Annotated in this window: 12 protein-coding genes; 10 read left to right on the top strand and 2 right to left on the bottom strand. The window is 48.0% G+C overall.

Translation table 11 applies throughout. The annotated features are described in order from the left end of the window. Positions 1–6 precede the first annotated feature (6 nt). Complete coding sequence (locus tag OO017_RS04490; protein ID WP_266051251.1) at positions 7–2,439, top strand: TonB-dependent receptor; 2,433 nt, start codon at positions 7–9, stop codon at positions 2,437–2,439. A gap of 67 nt (positions 2,440–2,506) precedes the next feature. Here OO017_RS04490 and OO017_RS04495 read toward each other — a convergent pair whose 3' ends face one another. Then, positions 2,507–3,379, bottom strand: coding sequence for a DUF2911 domain-containing protein (locus OO017_RS04495; RefSeq protein ID WP_266051252.1), 873 nt, complete (start codon positions 3,377–3,379; stop codon positions 2,507–2,509). A 464-nt stretch (positions 3,380–3,843) separates the two neighbouring features. Between OO017_RS04495 and OO017_RS04500 the strand changes: the two genes are divergently transcribed. The 5 genes from OO017_RS04500 to hisB all read left to right on the top strand — a co-directional run bounded on the left by OO017_RS04500 (position 3,844) and on the right by hisB (position 12,673). Beyond that, on the top strand, positions 3,844–7,524 hold the full coding sequence (locus OO017_RS04500; protein WP_266051253.1) for an MBG domain-containing protein: 3,681 nt from the start codon (positions 3,844–3,846) through the stop codon (positions 7,522–7,524). Positions 7,525–8,290: 766 nt separating this feature from the next. Further along, positions 8,291–9,142, top strand: coding sequence for an ATP phosphoribosyltransferase (gene hisG, locus OO017_RS04505; protein ID WP_266051254.1), 852 nt, complete (start codon positions 8,291–8,293; stop codon positions 9,140–9,142). A 4-nt stretch (positions 9,143–9,146) separates the two neighbouring features. Beyond that, on the top strand, positions 9,147–10,436 hold the full coding sequence (gene hisD, locus OO017_RS04510) for a histidinol dehydrogenase (protein WP_266051255.1): 1,290 nt from the start codon (positions 9,147–9,149) through the stop codon (positions 10,434–10,436). Then, positions 10,429–11,472: a histidinol-phosphate transaminase gene (hisC, locus tag OO017_RS04515; RefSeq protein WP_266051256.1), complete on the top strand. Its 1,044-nt coding sequence runs from the start codon at positions 10,429–10,431 to the stop codon at positions 11,470–11,472. Before hisD ends, hisC begins: the two co-directional genes overlap by 8 nt. 97 nt (positions 11,473–11,569) lie before the next feature. After that, the gene (gene hisB, locus OO017_RS04520; RefSeq protein WP_266051257.1) at positions 11,570–12,673 is read left to right on the top strand and encodes a bifunctional histidinol-phosphatase/imidazoleglycerol-phosphate dehydratase HisB; all 1,104 of its coding nucleotides are present in this window, start codon (positions 11,570–11,572) and stop codon (positions 12,671–12,673) included. A 70-nt stretch (positions 12,674–12,743) separates the two neighbouring features. Here the strand turns inward: hisB and OO017_RS04525 are convergent, their stop codons facing one another. Continuing rightward, entirely contained in the window at positions 12,744–13,154 is a 411-nt protein-coding gene (locus OO017_RS04525) for a hypothetical protein (RefSeq protein ID WP_266051258.1), read from the bottom strand. Positions 13,155–13,431: 277 nt separating this feature from the next. On the opposite strand from OO017_RS04525, the gene OO017_RS04530 reads away from it, so the two are divergent. The 4 genes from OO017_RS04530 (at position 13,432) to trpD (ending at position 18,296) form a co-directional block, all read left to right on the top strand. Next, positions 13,432–14,916, top strand: a complete 1,485-nt coding sequence (locus OO017_RS04530; protein WP_266051259.1) for a M20/M25/M40 family metallo-hydrolase — start codon at positions 13,432–13,434, stop codon at positions 14,914–14,916. Between the two features lie 257 nt (positions 14,917–15,173). Further along, positions 15,174–16,586: an anthranilate synthase component I family protein gene (locus OO017_RS04535; RefSeq protein ID WP_266051260.1), complete on the top strand. Its 1,413-nt coding sequence runs from the start codon at positions 15,174–15,176 to the stop codon at positions 16,584–16,586. Between the two features lies 1 nt (position 16,587). Further along, positions 16,588–17,151, top strand: a complete 564-nt coding sequence (locus tag OO017_RS04540) for an anthranilate synthase component II (RefSeq protein WP_266051261.1) — start codon at positions 16,588–16,590, stop codon at positions 17,149–17,151. 122 nt (positions 17,152–17,273) lie between these two features. Further along, positions 17,274–18,296: an anthranilate phosphoribosyltransferase gene (gene trpD, locus OO017_RS04545; RefSeq protein ID WP_266051262.1), complete on the top strand. Its 1,023-nt coding sequence runs from the start codon at positions 17,274–17,276 to the stop codon at positions 18,294–18,296. The last annotated feature ends 34 nt before the right edge of the window (positions 18,297–18,330 follow it).

An 18,330-nucleotide genomic window follows, 5' to 3' on the forward strand; every position in this document is an offset into this window, starting at 1 on the left:
CCCCAGATGCTGAAATATCTATTGGTATGGTTGTGTATACTTTTGCCCTTAGGTGTTGCTGCACAACAGGCTAAACTTGCCGGTAAGGTGCTAAACCAGCAGCAGGAGCCGCTGGAGTTGGCCACGGTTGGTATAAAAGGTGCCACATGGGGCACCCAGACCAATGCTGCCGGCGAATTTATACTTGCCGTGCCTTCGCAGCGGGAGATCGTGGTTTTGGTAAGGTACCTGGGGTATAAAGAACTGGAGCAGAAACTCATGTTGCAGCCCGGCGAAACCAAAGCCGTGCAGTTTATACTTGAGCCTGACCCACAGCAGCTGAGAATCGTAGATGTACGCGGTAAAAATGATGACGCCAGGGAGCAGGTAAGCGTAACTACTCTGGACCCGCGTGATATCAGTAACCTTCCTTCTGCCTTCGGCGATTTCAATAAAGTGTTGGTCACGCTGCCGGGTGTAACCAGTAACAACGAGCTATCCAGCACCTATTCCGTGCGTGGCGGTAATTACGACGAGAACTTAGTATACGTCAACAACATTGAGATCTACCGGCCATTTCTCATCACCTCAGCGCAGCAGGAGGGGCTCTCTTTCGTGAACCCCGATCTGGTGGGAGATATTCAGTTCTCTTCCGGTGGCTGGCAACCGAAGTATGCGGATAAGCTGTCGTCGGTTTTAAATATCAAGTATAAAGTACCTTCCGAATTTGCCGCCTCTGTAAGTGGAGGTTTAACCGGTGGAACGATACATCTTGAATCAGCCTCAAAAAACAAGAAGGTCTCTTATCTATTTGGTGCTCGCCATAAAAACGGGCAGTATATACTTAGGGGGCTGCAAACGGACGGCAAATATAACCCTATCTTCACCGATGCGCAGGCATACGTACAGATTGACCTTACCAAAGACAGCCTTGAACGGGGCCGCACGAAACTTGGCATACTAACCAGCTATGCCCAAAATGATTTCAGGGTGGAGCCGGAGTCGCAGGTTACGACATTTGGAACGCGAAACACGCCACTGCGCCTCCTCATCGGCTTTGACGGACAGGAGCGGATGGAGTACGCCACTTACCAGGCCGGTATAAACCTATCGCACCGTTTCAGCCAATTTTATACTTCAGAGTTCATACTTTCGGGTGTGCACTCGCGGGAACGCGAGTTTCGGGATGTGGAGGCGGGGTATAGGCTTTGCGATGTGGGCACCACCGGGAATAACTTTGGCGAATGCCAGCAGGAGCGGGGAGTGGGCAGTACTTTTAACCATGCCCGTAACACCTTACTCGCGCGCATGTTGGCAGCTGAACTACGTAATACCTGGCAAGTGAGCCAGCGCAGCAACCTCCAGTTCGGTGCGAAGGTGGGGTCTGAAAATATAGAGGACCAGCTGCAGGAGTATGGCTTCTCCGACTCTGCCGACTACGTGACACATGATTATTACCTTCAATCCAAGCTTGATTTGAACACGCTGCGCTTTAGCGGCTTCCTGCAACATACTTTTGAGCTGGATTCTCTGAAGACGATTACCTACGGCATCCGCGCCACATACTGGGATTACAACAGGGAACTGAATTTTTCTCCGCGCGTGCAGTATTCTTTCATCACCCGCCAGAACCCAAATCTATCTTTTAAGACCGCGCTCGGTTTATACTTTCAGCCCCCGTTTTACCGCGAGCTCCGCGATTTTAACGGAGTCCTTAACCCGGAGCTGAAAGCTCAAAGTTCCGTACATGCCATTGTAGGCAGCGATTACCTTTTCAAAGCCTGGGGCAGGGATTTTAAACTAACCACCGAAGCATACTATAAATGGATGACGAATGTGGTGCCCTATGACCTGGACAATGTACGTCTGCGCTATTATGCCAAAAACAATGCAAAGGCTTATGCAGCCGGCTTTGATGTGCGCGTGAACGGCGAGTTTATACAGGGAGCTGAATCCTGGCTGAGCGTTGGGCTGCTGACGACAAAGGAGAATGTGGAGGGCGACTCTATTTCGGCATACAATTCGCAGGGCGAGTTGCTGGGCAAGCAGGAGCAGGGGTATATCCGCAGGCCATCGGACCAGTTGCTGAACATAGGCGTTTTCTTCCAGGACCACCTGCCGGACAACCCCACCGTGCGTATGTACCTGAACCTGGTGTACGGCAGCGGCCTTCCTTTTGGTCCGCCGCAGCAGCCCGAGTACCGCAATGCCTTCGATGGCCGCTCTTACAAGCGCGTAGATATTGGCTTCTCGAAAGTGATTGTAGTGGAGAGCGATGTGGTAAAGCAAAGAAAATTCGGGTTGGAGAGCCTTTGGGTGGGGTTAGAGGTACTTAACCTGATTGACGCGAAGAATAGGGTTTCTTACAACTACGTAAGCGATGTAAATGGTGTGACTTATGCCGTTCCGAATTACCTGTCGGGGCGTAGGCTGAACCTCAGGGTTGTAGCTAAATTCTAATAAGACAAGTATAAAAGAGCGGGGGAGCCAAGATCTTGGCTCCCCCGCTCTTTTATACTTTAATCACTTATTTGCGTTTTTTCCATTCGCTATAAGCTGTTTCAATCTGTTTGGCGTACGTTTGATAACTTTCTGGTTCTGAGTTTCCTAGTTGCATGGCTTTAGCCGATAAGGTGGCTGCCATCTGGTACTCATTGTTATAAGCATAAAGCTTGGCCTTAATCCAGTTATTATAGAAATTCTCTTTTATCGCAATCGATTTATTTATCCATTGAAGCGCTTTCTGATGGTGCTCTTTTCGAGGCAGCATGTACTCGGCACATTGTGCCCAGGTATACCAGTCGTCATCAGCGGCACTTGCCAGTGCTTTATTTATATTCTCCAGCGCCTTTTTCTCAACATCCGTCTCAATATTAAGCGACATTCTGGTGTTCTCCCAGGCAAGATTTAGCTTCGCTTTGTTTGTACTGATATCAGAGAAGGAGAACTGCATCGTTTCCACAAACACATCCGACTTCAAGGGTTTTACCTCCAGGTAAGCCACATCATCCAGCTCATTGTAACCCTCCAAACCCCACAGGGTCGTGTCTTTGTTTAAAACAACATGCCATAAAGAATCACTCTGCGGGAAAATAAAAAAGGAGTAAGTGCCGGCGGGTACACGCTCGTTGTTCAGAAAAAGTTCGTCCTGGAAAGTAACCAGCGTTGCTTCGTTGGCACCTGCTCGCCACATTTCGCCATACGGCACAAGTCCCCCGAAAACCTTTCGGCCTCTAACACTAGGTGCATGGTAATTTACAGTGACATCTGTTAGACCAATCGTTTGGCGCAGCATAGCCGCCGGACTAGCCTGCGGCAATTGTACCTGAGCAGAAACGTTACCAACCCCTAATATAAGGGTTAAAGAAAGTATAAAAATGGTATATAAAACTCTTATCATGGCACTAGGTATACTTTAAAGGGCTGTTTCTACGGTATCCCATACCGAAAAAACTATGCCAATACTATCGCTACTCGCTTATATTTTGCATGCAAAGCTAATAAAGTTTACTCTAAAGTAGAGTCCGGCTTTATGCTCTTTCTCTTGCAATTGGTAAGTACTCATTCTTACAGTTATTACATGAACCCTTACATTAAATCTAAGATTAAATAAAGTTTTATAGTTAAAATAAATGCTATAAAAATGCAACTTTAAATATTATTTGCTGTACTTAGTATACGTATAATTACACTTCCGCTCCATTTAGTTTAAAAGTACATTACCTAGTTAATGGTTCTCCTTTAAGGTGTGCCTTATAGCTTTCCGGTAGGTGCTTTATGATTTATACTTTAGCTATGCGGTTGGCTATCTGAAGTATAGATTCTTCCTTTTTCTTGCTAAACCATTTTTAACCTTTTAATTATATGAATGTAAAACCTTTACACTCACACTATTTTATTGTGCGCCAAGTTATCAGGCTGTTCCTGCTGGTCTCTGCACTTTACCTGCTGGCTGGCCCTGGAGTGATGGCTCAGACAGTCACCTCAGACAAAGATGACTATGCCCCAGGCGAAATTGCCATCATAACAGGCGCCGGTTGGATGCAAGACTCCTTGGTTGATGTGCACTTTGAGGAAGAGCCGTCTCATGACCATCACCATGGTTACCACGACACCAGAGTTAATCCTGATGGTACCTGGCGAATTGAGTACCCTATTGAGGACAGGCATTTGGGCGTTAAATTCACGGTTATAGTGGTAGGCCAGCAAACCGGGATAGAGAAAAGAGCCAACTTTACGGATGGCCAGCTACATGAGCTAACAATCGGAAATCAATCCGTAGTACCCACATTTGGAGTACCAACCCAAGTTCAGTATCAGAGCTCCATAAGGGTGGCTGGAAACAATAACTCTACTGCTACGATTACGCTGGATGTAGAGGGGCTGCCAAGCGGCGTAACCTTTAGCCCTGCTACTATTTCCGTTTCAGGTAACTCAACACGGCAGTTTATACTTACCCTGACAACGGCTCCAACTTCACCCGTGGTGCTGCCTCCTGGTCAAACGTTTACAGTTAAGGCCACTACGGCACATGCAAATGGCACTAGTTCTGTGAATCAGAGTGGCCTGCTTGTAATTGCGGCGCCCCCTTGTACTGCCCCTTCTGTTACAGCGCACCCTTTGGCGCAAGTACTTACTTTTGGTGGCTCAAATCCTGTATTCTCGGTAACTGCAAGCGGAAATGTAAATGGTTATCAGTGGCAGGTAAGTACAGATAGTGGAGGTAGTTGGGATAACATACCGGGGGCATCTGCATCTGCTTACACTGTAGTAAACCCGGTAGTTGCCATGAGCGGCTATTTGTACAGGGCCGTGGTGAGCGGGTGTGGCACAAACAAGTATAGCAATGCAGCCAGTCTTACCGTTTCTCCAGCAACTGCTTCCATTACCTTGGCAGGATTAACTAAAACCTATACAGGCCAGCTGCAGGAAGCTACAGTCAGTTTGAGTCCCGCTGGTTTATCCGGACTAAACGTAACCTACAACGGCTCTGCAACGCCGCCAACCAATGCAGGTAGCTATAACGTGGTTGCCACCCTGGATAACCCCAACTACGTGGCGGCACCAATGAGTGCTACAATGGAGATCGTGAAAGCTGTGGCCACTGTTACTTTGCATAACCTTGTTCATACGTATGATGGAGACACGAAGTCTGCCACTGCCGCTACAAATGCCAAAGACCAAAGCACCTTTACCATAACGTATGATGAAGTAGAAGAACTTCCTGTTAACCACAAACCAGGGGGATATGCTGTTACCGCCACCTTAAACAATGCCAATTACGCAGGAAGCGCAAGCGGGACACTGTTCATCAACAAAGCTGACCAGGTGATTAGTTGGGCCGCTCCGGCAAGTATACGTTACGGCACTCCTTTATCTGCAACACAATTAAATGCGGGTCTGGCTACAGGAAACGGTGCGCTGGCCTACACTCCAGCGGCAGAAACCATACTTGGTGCAGGTGTACACACAATTCGGGTTACAGCCCATGAAACACAAAATTACAGGCAGACAGAAGCAACAGTAAGCCTGACGGTTACAAAGGCCACACCATCGATTACACTTACCGAGGGGGGGCCTTACACTTATGATGGCATGGCTAAGAACATAAGCAGTGCTGTTGTTACAGGAGTGATAAACGACGATCTGGGAAGTGCGTCGGTATCTTACAGGAAGAGCGGTGTACCTGTAGGAAGGCCGGTAGAGACAGGCGAGTACGAGGTGCTGGCTGTTTTCGATGGAAACCCCAATTATACTTCAGCTCAAGTTACCGGCACGCTGAAGATTAACAAAGCAGCATTAAGTATAAAAGCGAATAATGCCCGTAAAACCTACGGAGAGGAAACTCCTATGTTAACCGCCACTATTGAAAGCGGAGCGGTAGCGGGAGAATCATTTCATGTTTCTGCCTCCTCGACCGTAACTTCCACCACGGGTGTCGGTACTTATGCCATCGTTCCTGCTATTACCGGGGCAACAATATCTAACTATGAGGTATCCGCCATTAACGGAACACTCACTGTTGATGCCAGACCAATAACCGTTGCTGCAGCAGGTAAAACCAAAGTATACGGAGACAGTGACCCAGGCCTTACGTTTACAATTATAGCAGGATCGCTGGTTGCAGGGGATGACTTTGAGGGCGCATTGGGTAGAGCAGCAGGTGAAAGAGTTGGTGTCTATACTATAAACCAGCACACGCTTACGCTCGGAGCCAATTATATGCTGAATTACGTTGAGTCTAAACTGAACATTACACCGGCACGACTAACCGTAACGGCAAACAATGCCAATCGCTTATGTGGCCAGAGCAATCCGCAGTTTACGGGCGTTTTGGAGGGTGTAAAGTTTAACGATGCCATTTCAGCGAGCTATACCACTACTGCAGATGCGACCAGTGCTGTCGGCATCTATAGCATAGTGCCTGCATTATCTGGGCAGGCTTTGGAAAACTATACCATTGAAGCTACTAACGGCACGTTAACCATCGGGGGGATAGTTGCGGATGCCTCTGCAAATGCCACTCCTCAGGCTCTGAAAAGCACGGCGACTACTATAGCAATAAGTGTCTATACTTTAACCGGTGCTGTAGCAGCTAATGTGCCCGTAACCTTATACTTTGACAGTCAGCCAGCTGTAAATACTTTGACTAATAGTTTGGGTGTTGCCACCGTGACAGTGGGCGTGCTACCAGCAGGAGTTTATAAAATTAGAGTTGTGGCTGGATCCGGTTGCGATGAGACGGTTGTTTACCTGCCAATTTACGATCCTAATGGAGGGTTTGTAACCGGAGGCGGCTGGATCAACTCACCTGCCGGTGCCTACAAGGCCGATGCCACGCTGGCAGGTAAAGCACACTTTGGTTTTGTAGCAAAGTATAAGAAAGGCTCTAACATTCCTGATGGTTCAACTGAATTCCAGTTCCAGGCGGGCAACCTGAACTTTAATAGTGCGGCTTACGACGAGATGCGCCTCGTAATTTCCGGAACTAAGGCTAATTATAAAGGGGTAGGGCAGATCAACGGTACGGGCAACTATGGTTTTATGGTATCTGCCATTGATGGTGATGCTAACGGAGGTACAGATAAATTCCGCATAAAGATCTGGACTTACGGTAATGAGAATGATGTGGTCTACGATAACAACCTGGCGAATACGGACGAAAACGCAGAACCGGCTACAGCCCTTGGCGGCGGGTCCATCGTAATCCATGAGAGTAAAACCTTAGCAGGAGGGTCCACTTCCAAAAAGGTTGTCGTTCAGGAGGCTGTACTTCCTGTAAACTCCCCCCGCTTCCTGAACTACCCGAACCCATATGTCTCCCAAACAACCATAGCCTTCCTTCTAGACAAAGAGGAAAGCTTTGTGCTGGAAGTGTGTGATGTGAAGGGCGCCCGGGTTAGAACTGTTAAAGAGGGTATAGCCGATGCAGGGCAGCTTTACGAGTATAATTTCTCAGCCGACAACCTGCCGGAAGGAGTGTATTTTGCCCGCTTGGTAACGTCATCAGGGGTTAAAACCCTCAAAATGGTGCTGAAAAGATAAGCTTGCTAAACTTTAATCAAAAAAGCCGGCCAGATGTAAATGGCCGGCTTTTTTTTGCTGCTAAGGCCACGCTAAGCACAGTACCATATCCCTTTTATAACTTGGGCAGAAGAAAAAGATATGCATGCAGAAATTTATTTTTTAAAAATTTATCATCCTAAAGTATAGATTAATGAGGTTGTATATGATGCTGAATATGATACTTCTAAGTTCATTTGCTGCAGCTGTGCATCAACTATACATTAGAAGGACGCTATTTTCGTTCACTAAAAATCGGCAACTATTTATTTTAAAGGGGGTATAGAGTACAAATTACCATGTGTTACTGCGGTTGCAGTTCTTTTTATAACCTCAGTATAGCAGCTTACTAATTATGATTGTTTGCAGATTTATTTTACAAAAACTAATCAGGCTTATCTCAGAATAAGCTTGAGCAAACGCTTACCCTTAGCGTATATTTATACTTCCGTAATGGAGGTTTATACTTACCCTGTTTAATCCTTACAGCTTAATTTTTATTTAAGCGCAAAAGTCCTTTACTTTGCGCAAGTACATGAACAAGGCCTATACACATAGCACCTCTCTTAGCTGGACAACTCCTGTTGCCCCTGCTGCGCTTGTTCATTTCCACCACATCCATCATTCCTCGTAAGAGGAATCCATACAACTATATTGCCCCCGACGGGCTTTGTCCCGTATTATACTTTGCCAGAGGCAGGGTATATAACCTTATTTTCTACATCATACTTTTACGATACAAAACAGAATGCTACGAATAGCAATTCAAAAATCCGGGAGGCTAAGCGAAGAATCGCTCAACCTGATCCGTGAGTGCGGTATTTCCTTTATCGGCAGCTCCCTAAAACTTAAGACAGAGTGTACTAATTTCCCGCTGGAGATCCTTTTTCTTCGCGATGATGATATTCCGGGGTATGTAGCCGACGGTGTGGCCGACATAGGCATTGTAGGCCAGAATGTGCTGGTGGAAGAAGGCAAAGAAGAGTTGACAGTGGAAGCGCTGGGCTTTTCGAAATGCCGCCTGTCACTGGCAGTGCCTAAAAGCGACGAGTACAGTTCCATACAAGACCTCAATGGCAAGAACATAGCTACCTCATACCCTAACCTGTTGCAGGCTTTCCTGGATAAGCAGGGAGTACAGGCACAAATACACACGATAAGCGGTTCTGTGGAGATTGCGCCAAGTATAGGCCTGGCCGAGGCTATCTGCGATATCGTTAGCTCAGGGAGTACGCTCATCAGCAACGGACTGAAGGAGGTGGAGCGCGTGTTTAAGTCAGAGGCAGTACTCATTGCCAACCAAGAGCTGACGCAGGAGAAGCGCCAGGTGCTGGAGAAACTTCTTTTCCGTATACATGCGGTGCAGCGCGCCCGCAAAGCCAAGTATATTCTGCTAAACTCTCCTGATGATAAGATCGAGGAAATCAGTAAGCTCCTGCCAAGTATTAAAGCCCCAACGGTGCTGCCTTTAGCAGAGGAGGGGTGGAGTTCTCTGCACTCCGTAGTAAATGAGGATGATTTCTGGGAGATAATCGAGAAGATTAAAGCAGCTGGTGCGCAGGGCATTCTGGTGGTTCCGATCGAGAAAATGATTATATAAAGATATGCGCAAGATTATAAATCCAGCCCCACAGAGTTGGGGAGAACTGGTGCAGCGGCCAACCAAAAACCTGGATGAGCTGGAGCCGGGCATACTCGAAACGTTCAGGCTGGTGCAGGAGCAGGGGGACGAAGCTTTGCTGCAACTGGCCCAAAAGTATGATGGTGTGCGGTTGCAGAGCCTGGTTACAACGGAAAAGGAAATCGCCGAGTCTGAAGCCAAAGTTCCACAGGAACTGAAAGAGGCTATACTTCAGGCATACAGCAATATACAGCTATTTCATACGCAGCAGGCCGAGCCTGTAAAGCAAATCGAGACCATGAACGGCGTGAACTGCTGGCGCAAGAGCGTAGCTATAGAGAAAGTAGGCCTGTACATTCCAGGCGGAACAGCGCCTCTATTTTCTACGCTGCTAATGCTGGGCGTGCCGGCTCGTATAGCAGGTTGTAAAGAGTTGGTGCTTTGTACGCCGCCCGCCAAAGACGGAAGCATTCACCCTGCCATACTCTATACAGCCTCTCTGCTGGGTGTAAACCGTATAGTTAAAGCAGGAGGAGCCCAGGCTATAGCTGCCATGGCATTTGGTATAGAAAGTGTGCCCGCCGTTCATAAGATATTTGGCCCTGGAAACCAATACGTAACGGTAGCCAAGCAATTGGTAAGCAAGGCTGGTGTGGCCATCGATCTGCCAGCTGGGCCTTCGGAAGTGCTGGTGATGGCTGATGAGAGTGCTAACCCAGCCTTTGTAGCTGCCGACCTGCTCTCACAGGCGGAGCATGGTGCTGACTCGCAGGTAGTGCTGCTGACGACTTCGGAAGAGGTGCTGCAACAGGTGGAGCAGGAGCTGGAGACGCAGCTGCGTGTGCTACCAAGAAAAGAATTTGCCGCCAAAGCCCTGGAGAACAGCCTTGGAATTATACTTGGCAGCCGACAGGAGATGCTGGCCTTCTCTAATCTTTACGCCCCGGAGCACCTTATACTTTCGGTCTCTGATTTTGAAGAGCTGATGGACGGCATTGCCAACGCTGGATCTGTTTTCCTGGGGCACTACAGCCCGGAGAGTGCCGGCGATTATGCCTCAGGCACCAACCATACTTTACCAACCAACGGTTATGCCCGTGCTTACAGCGGCGTGTCGCTGGATAGTTTTGTGAAGAAGATCACTTTCCAATACATAACCCGCGAAGGGCTGCAGCATATCGGTAAAACCATCGAAACCATGGCCGAGGCCGAAGGGCTGGAGGCGCACAAAAATGCCGTATCTATCCGATTAAAAGAACTGAACCGTGTTTAAACTGAACGACATCATTCGCCCGAATGTGCTGAAGATGAAGCCCTACTCTTCGGCCCGCGATGAATTTAAAGGCTCCGCCAACGTATTTCTGGATGCCAACGAAAATAACCTTGGCAGCCTGGCCGGCAATAACTACAACCGCTACCCTGATCCGCACCAGAAAAAACTGAAGACCCGCATCGCAGAAGTGAAAGGCGTAAAGCCGGGGCAAATCTTCTTAGGCAACGGTTCCGACGAAGCCATCGACCTGCTGTTCCGGATGGTATGCCGCCCTGGGCAGGACAGTATGCTGCACCTGCCACCAACCTATGGCATGTATGAGGTGTCTGCCAACCTGAATGATGTTGCCCTGCAGACGGTGCAACTGACAGAAGATTTTCAGGTGCCGGTGGAGGAGGTGCTGCTTAATGTTAAGCCTACCACTAAGATCATCTTTATTTGCTCGCCTAATAACCCTACCGGTAACCTGATTGAGCAGGGCGGTATAGAGGATATATTGCGCGCCTTCAAAGGTTTGGTGGTAATAGATGAAGCCTATATTGATTTTGCCGATGCCCGCAGCTGGACATCCCGCCTCCACGAGTTTCCTAACCTGGTGGTGTTACAGACTTTCTCCAAAGCATGGGGCATGGCTGGTCTGCGGTTAGGTTTGGCATTTGCCTCCGAAGAGTTGGTTTCTGTTTTGGACAAAATTAAGCCTCCTTACAACATCAATGAGGCGACGCAGGAGCTTGCCCTACAGGCGTTAGAGCGGGAAGAAGCACTGAAAGACATGATTGAAGAAATCGTGCAGGAGCGCGAGCTGCTGATGGAGGCTCTCCTAAGTATGCCAGTTGTGGAGCACGTTTATCCGTCGGATGCTAATTTTATACTTGTTAAAGTAGGAAATGCAAACGAGGTGTATAACTATTTGCTGGATAATGGAATAGTGGTGCGTAACCGCTCTTATCTGCCAGGTTGCGAAGGCTGTATTCGTATATCGGTAGGCACGCTGGAGGAGAATCAAATATTGTTAAAGGCACTAGTTGAGTTTTAAGATGTCGCATGTGTCTGGTATCATGAGGCATAATTTTTAACTATATGTGCTTTATGTCTTGATGCCTGATACGGGTAACTTACTACAGAAATTATAAATGAAAAAAGCACTTTTTATAGATCGTGACGGCACCATACTGGTTGAGCCTAAAATCGATTACCAGGTTGATTCTTTAGAGAAGTTCGCCTTTATTCCTAAATCCATCACCAACCTGGCACGCATTTACCGTGAGCTGGACTATGAGTTCGTAATGGTGACCAACCAGGATGGCCTTGGCACAGACACGTACCCGGAACATACTTTCTGGCCTTACCAGAACAAAATGCTGGAGATTCTGGAAAGTGAAGGTATAAAGTTTGACGAGATTCTTATAGACCGCAGTTTTGAGCATGAGGGGCTGGAGACGCGTAAACCCGGCACCGGCATGATGAAAAATTACCTGGCCGGAGAGTATGACCTGGCAAACAGCTATGTGATCGGTGACAGGAAGACAGATGTGATACTTGCTCAGAACCTGGGGGCAAAGGCCATTTTTATTGGAGAATCAAGCGCTAAAGGGGCATCTCTCAGTACTACTGACTGGGACGATATTTATACTTACCTAAAGCAGCAACGTGCCGGCCGGACTGCCACCGTACGCCGCAGCACCTCCGAAACCGATATAAAGGTTGAGGTTAACCTTGATGGAACTGGTAAAATGAGTATCAGCACCGGCATCGGTTTCTTTGACCACATGTTGGAGCAGGTAGGCAAGCACGCTAAAATCGACTTAAATGTAGAAGTGAAAGGCGATTTGCACATCGACGAGCACCATACCATAGAAGATACCGGTCTGGCAGTGGGAGAGGCTTTTCTGCAGGCGCTTGGCGATAAGCGGGGTATTAGCCGTTATGGTTTCTTTATTCTTCCAATGGACGAGACGCTGGTCCAGGTGGCTATAGATTTCAGCGGCCGGCCTTGGACAGTTTGGAATGCTGACTTTAAACGGGAGAAAGTAGGGGATATGCCGACCGAAATGTTCTTTCATTTTTTTAAGTCTTTTTCGGATACGGCCAAAGCTAACCTGAATATTAGGGTGGAGGGCGATAATGAGCACCACAAGATAGAGGCGATTTTTAAGGGATTTGCCCGCGCCATCCGTATGGCCGTAGAGCGTAACCCGCACGATACATCCATACCTAGTACCAAAGGCAGTTTATAAAAGGCTCTGAAACAGGAAGAGGCGGCAAGGTTGCACTTTTCGCCTCTTCCTGTTAACACTAATGTTAGATCTAGGCTTGTGAACGCAGCCAGTCTTTAGCTTGTGCTATATCATCAAAAACTTTTATACTTTCCGGGAAGTTGGCAAGTTTGAGGGTTTTGTCAGTGGAGAGGCGGCTAAAAGTGCTTGGCGAGTATACCCAGGCAAATTGCTGCAAACGCGCTTCAAACATTGCCGGGAACCACTTATCAGCCAGCCATTTAGCTGCCGATGACCACTGGCCCTCCACAAGCGTATTGTCATTCAGGATGCGGTAACAGGCGATTTCTTTCATGATGTCCAGCATCTTCAGGCAGCCGGCCATCACAGATTCTTTATTCTGGTACCCTCGCCAGTTCACATACATCCAGCCGTCCATTGGGTTAAACTCAATAGCGATGGAGGGGTCTCTATATAAAAGTTCTGTGCGGGTCCTTTTCATAGTACAGGTAAAATTTTTGGCGGAAGGGCTACAAAGGTAAGCATCGCATAGCCACAAATTCAAAAAAATCTAAGGTATCTTCTCCCGCCTATCCACCTGTCATAGGTTTGTATCCCGGTCAAAAAATTAAGTTTTAACAGCAGCCGTCAATTTGCGTACATAGTATATGGTATAGTTTATCAATAACTTACAATTCTGTCTTTTACTCCATCGCACATTTTTAATCCTAATAAAGATGCATCAAACCCGGTTTGTCCTGATAAGAGCATCAGCAAGTATGAAATACCTTTTAGCCCTTCTTTTCACCATTTTTACCTTAAGCACTGCTTCCGCCGGATCCGATAGTACGGCTGTGTCAGCCCGTAAAACCTCTGCCGAGAAGCTGGCTGGTGTGATCCGTTACAAAACTGTTTCAGCGGTTGACTCTGCTCAATTTAACTATGGCGAGTTTAAAGCGCTTCATACTTACCTGGCGGATGCTTTCCCGTTGGTGCATAGCCATTTAAAAGTGGAGGTTATCAATAAGTATAGCCTGCTGTATACTTGGCAAGGGCAGCAAGAGCAGCTAAAACCTGTGCTCTTAAGTGCCCATTTGGATGTAGTGCCTGTAGAATCTGCCTCGCAGGGGGCGTGGGAAGAGGAGCCTTTTACCGGCGAACTGAAAGATGGCTACGTTTGGGGACGTGGCACCATGGATGACAAGTATAGAGTTGTGGCGATACTGGAAGCAGTGGAGCAGCTGCTTGAAAAGGGGTATACCCTAAACCGCACAGTATACCTGGCTTTTGGTCATGATGAGGAAGTGGGTGGCTTTGAGGGAGCAGGGATGATCAGCAGGCATCTACAAGAGCAGAATGTGCAACTGGAGGCTGTTTTTGATGAAGGTCTGGCCGTAGTAGAGGGGGTAATACCAGGTATAGACGGTGCCCTGGCCTTGGTGGGCACGGCAGCAAAGGGGAACCTGAACCTGCTCCTGACGGTAAATGGCGATGGAGGCCACTCCTCCATACCTCCCACAGATACACCTATTGATATTCTAAGTGAGGCTATACAGCAGCTGAAAGCAAATCCGTTTGAGCCGCGCATGATTCCCACAACGCTGGAAACTTTTGAGACGCTGGCTGGCAAAATGGGGAAGAAGCACCAGTTCGCTTTAAAGCACTATAGTCTGTTTAAGGGTAAAATTCTGAGGAAGCTTTCTGAGGAAAGGGCCACAGACGCCTTGATACGCACGAAACTGGTGCCTACAGTGATTTCAGCTGGTGAAAAGTATAACGTGCTGCCCCGGGAGGCTACGGCCATCGTTAACGTGCGCATTTTGAACGGGGAAAACGAGAAGACTGTGATGCAACATGTACGCCAGGCAATCAAGGATGATCGGGTGAAAATTGAGAGGTACGGAGTTTACACGCCTCCTTCGCCGGTAACCGCTACTGATACATGGGTTTATAGTGCCCTCAAATCAACTATTCTAGGTGTTTTTCCGGATGTGCTGGTGGTACCTGCGCTTTTTCCTGGTGCCACAGACTCGAAGCATTATACTAACCTCACGAATAATATTTTCCGGTTTGCGCCGCAGGTGGTTAACCGTGAAAGTGCAAAACTGATTCACAATGCCAACGAGCGGCTTTCTGTGAAGGTGCTGGAGAACAGTGTCAGCTTTTATAACGCATTAATCCGGAATACCTGCGGCGAGCAGGAACTGGAGCAATTGGTAGAAAAGTACAGCAAAGGTATTCCGCTTGGAGTAGGGGGGGAGTAAAATAAAAGTCATATAAAGTTTGTGTTTGTTGTTTTAGCCTTTACATTTGCAACAGGGACAATTAATAATGTCTCAACTTTAAAAGCAAAATGATTCAGAATCTTCATATGGCATGGTGGTGGCACGTTACTCAAAGTATCGTGAACAGACGTTCTATGCCAGGTATGAAGTAATACTATAGCATTAAACCAAAGGTATCAAAGGCCTGCTGTTCACCGAGAACAGCAGGCCTTTTTTGTTTTAGCCCAATTTGCACCATGAACAAGTATAAACTAACCACCACTTTTAAACGCCTTCTGGCCGATACCCTGACTCCGGTTAGTGTGTACCTTAAGCTGCGCGACAAGTTTCCGAACAGCATCCTTCTGGAAAGCTCCGACTACCACGGTGCCGAAAACAGTTTCTCCTACATCTGCTGCAACCCCATGGCAAGTATAAAAGCTGAGAAGGAGGTATTGACAGAGACTTTCCCGTGCGGCAGCGTGCGCACCACCAGCATTACCAAAGAAACCGATGTACCAGTGTTGCTAAGTCAGTTTTCGGGCAGCTTTGAGGTAGAGGAGAGCAAGCAGTTCAACTTCATTCATAACGGCTTATTTGGCTACATGAGCTATGATGCTGTGCGCTATTACGAGGATATTGACCTGACGCTGCGCGAAGGCCGTGCCGGTATCCCGGATCTGTACTATGCGGTATATCGTCATATCATCGCCATCAACCACTTCACCAACGAGGCTTACATTTTTGCTCATAACTATAACCAGGGTGATGATGACGGCATTGCGCAACTGGAGGCGCTTTTGAACAGCCGTAACATTCCGAGTTATACTTTTAAAGCTACAGGTGAGGAGGAGCACAACATTTCTGCAGAGGACTTCTTAAAGAACATTGAGAAGGCCAAACAGCATTGTTACCGTGGCGATGTTTTCCAACTGGTGCTTTCGCGCCGCTTCGCGCAGTGTTTCCAAGGAGATGAGTTTAATGTATACCGTGCCCTAAGGTCCATCAACCCGTCACCATACCTGTTTTACTTCGACTACGGCAGCTTTAAGATCTTCGGTTCTTCGCCTGAGGCGCAATTGGTAATCAAAGACCAGAAAGCCAGCATTTTCCCTATTGCCGGCACTTTCAGAAGAACCGGAGACGATGCAGCTGACGCAGCTCTGGCCGAGAAGCTATTGGCTGACCCAAAAGAAAATGCCGAACACGTGATGCTGGTAGACCTGGCCCGCAACGACCTGAGTCGCAAAGGACACAGTGTTCAGGTCGAGACTTTCCGTGAGATACAGTTCTACTCGCACGTAATCCACCTGGTATCCAAGGTATCAGGTACGCTGCACAACCAGGAAGATGCACTGAAAATGGTTGCCAGCACTTTCCCGGCCGGTACGCTATCCGGAGCACCAAAGCACAGGGCCATGCAGCTGATAGACAAGTATGAAACCACCAACCGCGCTTTCTACGGTGGCTGCATCGGCTTTCTCGACTTCAACGGCAACTTCAACAGCGCTATTATGATCCGTTCTTTCCTGAGTAAAGACTATAAGCTATACTTCCAGGCAGGTGCAGGTATTGTGGCCGCGTCTGACTCACAAAGCGAGTTGCAGGAGGTAGACAACAAATTAATGGCGCTGCGCCGCGCTTTACAACTAGCACAGGAGATCAATTAATATGAATGTTCTGGTAATCGATAACTACGACTCATTTGCCTATAACCTGGTACACCTGCTGCAGGAACTGGGTGCCACGGTAACGGTCCGCCGCAACGACAAAACTACGCTGCAAGAGGTAGGGCAATTTGACAAGATCCTGCTTTCTCCCGGTCCGGGAATTCCGGATGAGGCGGGGCTGCTAAAAAACATCATCCGCACCTATGGCTCTACAAAAGATATGTTCGGTGTTTGCCTGGGACATCAGGCGATAGGTGAAGTATACGGCGGTAAACTGTTTAACAGCAACGAAGTATGGCATGGTGTTGCAACGCCAGTGCAGGTTGTGTGTGAAGAGGAACCACTGTTCAAGAACCTGCCAGAACGATTTGATACCGGCCGCTACCACTCCTGGCTGGTGGAGCAGGTACTACCTGAATGCCTGCTACCAACAGCTGTTGATGAACATGGCAATATCATGGCTATGCGCCATAAGGAGCACAAAGTACGCGGGGTGCAGTTTCACCCGGAGTCGGTATTGACAGAGCACGGAAAGGAGATGATCCGGAATTGGCTCGAAAGCTAAAACTTTAATGTCCCCCTTTGAAGTCGAAGATCCCGGACTTGATTCGGGAGGGGCAGGGGGATGACAATAATTCCCCAAAATATGCTCGCTAAGGGGAGCAGGGCAATTGTAGAGAAATAACCATGAAAGAAATACTAAACCACTTATTCGAACATAAAACGCTGACGAAGGAACAGGCGCGTGAGGTGCTGGTGAACATTGCGGCCGGTAAGTATAACCAGAGCCAGATATCCAGCTTCCTGACGGTGTTTATGATGCGCAGCATTACTGTGGAGGAACTGGAAGGTTTCCGGGATGCTCTATTGACCCTTTGCCACCGTATAGACCTTGATGCTTACAACCCGATAGACCTTTGCGGTACGGGCGGTGATGGCAAAGATACTTTTAACATCTCTACGCTGTCATCTTTTGTGGTAGCGGCTAACGGCGTGGCAGTAGCAAAGCATGGTAATTATGGCGTGTCATCGTCCTGCGGTTCTTCTAACGTACTGGAGGCTTTGGGTATCAAATTCACGACTGAAACAGATGCCCTGGAACGCAGCATAGAGAAGTATAATATCTGCTTTCTGCACGCGCCGCTGTTCCACCCGGCCATGAAAAGCGTTGGCCCGATCCGGAAAGAACTGGGCGTTAAAACTTTCTTCAATATGCTTGGGCCGATGGTGAACCCGGCTTTCCCGAAGCGACAGCTGGTGGGCGTATTTAGCCTGGAACTGGCCCGCATGTACGGCTACCTTTACCAGCAAACCGATACCCGCTATACTATACTTCATACTTTGGACGGCTACGACGAAATTTCCCTGACTAGTCCTTTTAAAGTGATTTCAGATAACCAGGAGGCGCTGCTGGATGCACAGGCGCTTGGGCTGCCGCAACTACAGCAGGAGCAGATCAAGGGTGGTGGAACTATAGCCTCAGCTGCTGAGATTTTTACAACAGTGCTAAAAGGAGAGGGTACTGAGGCACAAACAGCCGTAGTTTCAGCAAATGCTGCTATGGCGCTGCAGTGTGCCCGTCCGGAGCTGGAACTGAAAGAAGCAGTAAGTATAGCTAAAGAAACGCTGGAGTCAGGTAAGGCTTATACTTTATTTAACAAGCTAATAAACGATCAGAAACTGATGAGCCTCCCCCTAGCCCCCTCCTAAAAACAGGAGGGGGAATCAGAATTACACAAACTCT

The organism is Pontibacter anaerobius, assembly GCF_026241195.1.
GTDB lineage: Bacteria > Bacteroidota > Bacteroidia > Cytophagales > Hymenobacteraceae > Pontibacter > Pontibacter anaerobius.

Bases quoted from the DNA above. Each gene is read 5' to 3' on its own strand.
- OO017_RS04490 (WP_266051251.1), top strand. From the start codon at position 7: ATGCTGAAATATCTATTGGTATGGTTGTGTATACTTTTGCCCTTAGGT.
- OO017_RS04495 (WP_266051252.1), bottom strand. From the start codon at position 3,379: ATGATAAGAGTTTTATATACCATTTTTATACTTTCTTTAACCCTTATA.
- OO017_RS04500 (WP_266051253.1), top strand. From the start codon at position 3,844: ATGAATGTAAAACCTTTACACTCACACTATTTTATTGTGCGCCAAGTT.
- hisG (WP_266051254.1), top strand. From the start codon at position 8,291: ATGCTACGAATAGCAATTCAAAAATCCGGGAGGCTAAGCGAAGAATCG.
- hisD (WP_266051255.1), top strand. From the start codon at position 9,147: ATGCGCAAGATTATAAATCCAGCCCCACAGAGTTGGGGAGAACTGGTG.
- hisB (WP_266051257.1), top strand. From the start codon at position 11,570: ATGAAAAAAGCACTTTTTATAGATCGTGACGGCACCATACTGGTTGAG.
- OO017_RS04525 (WP_266051258.1), bottom strand. From the start codon at position 13,154: ATGAAAAGGACCCGCACAGAACTTTTATATAGAGACCCCTCCATCGCT.
- OO017_RS04530 (WP_266051259.1), top strand. From the start codon at position 13,432: ATGAAATACCTTTTAGCCCTTCTTTTCACCATTTTTACCTTAAGCACT.
- OO017_RS04535 (WP_266051260.1), top strand. From the start codon at position 15,174: ATGAACAAGTATAAACTAACCACCACTTTTAAACGCCTTCTGGCCGAT.
- OO017_RS04540 (WP_266051261.1), top strand. From the start codon at position 16,588: ATGAATGTTCTGGTAATCGATAACTACGACTCATTTGCCTATAACCTG.
- trpD (WP_266051262.1), top strand. From the start codon at position 17,274: ATGAAAGAAATACTAAACCACTTATTCGAACATAAAACGCTGACGAAG.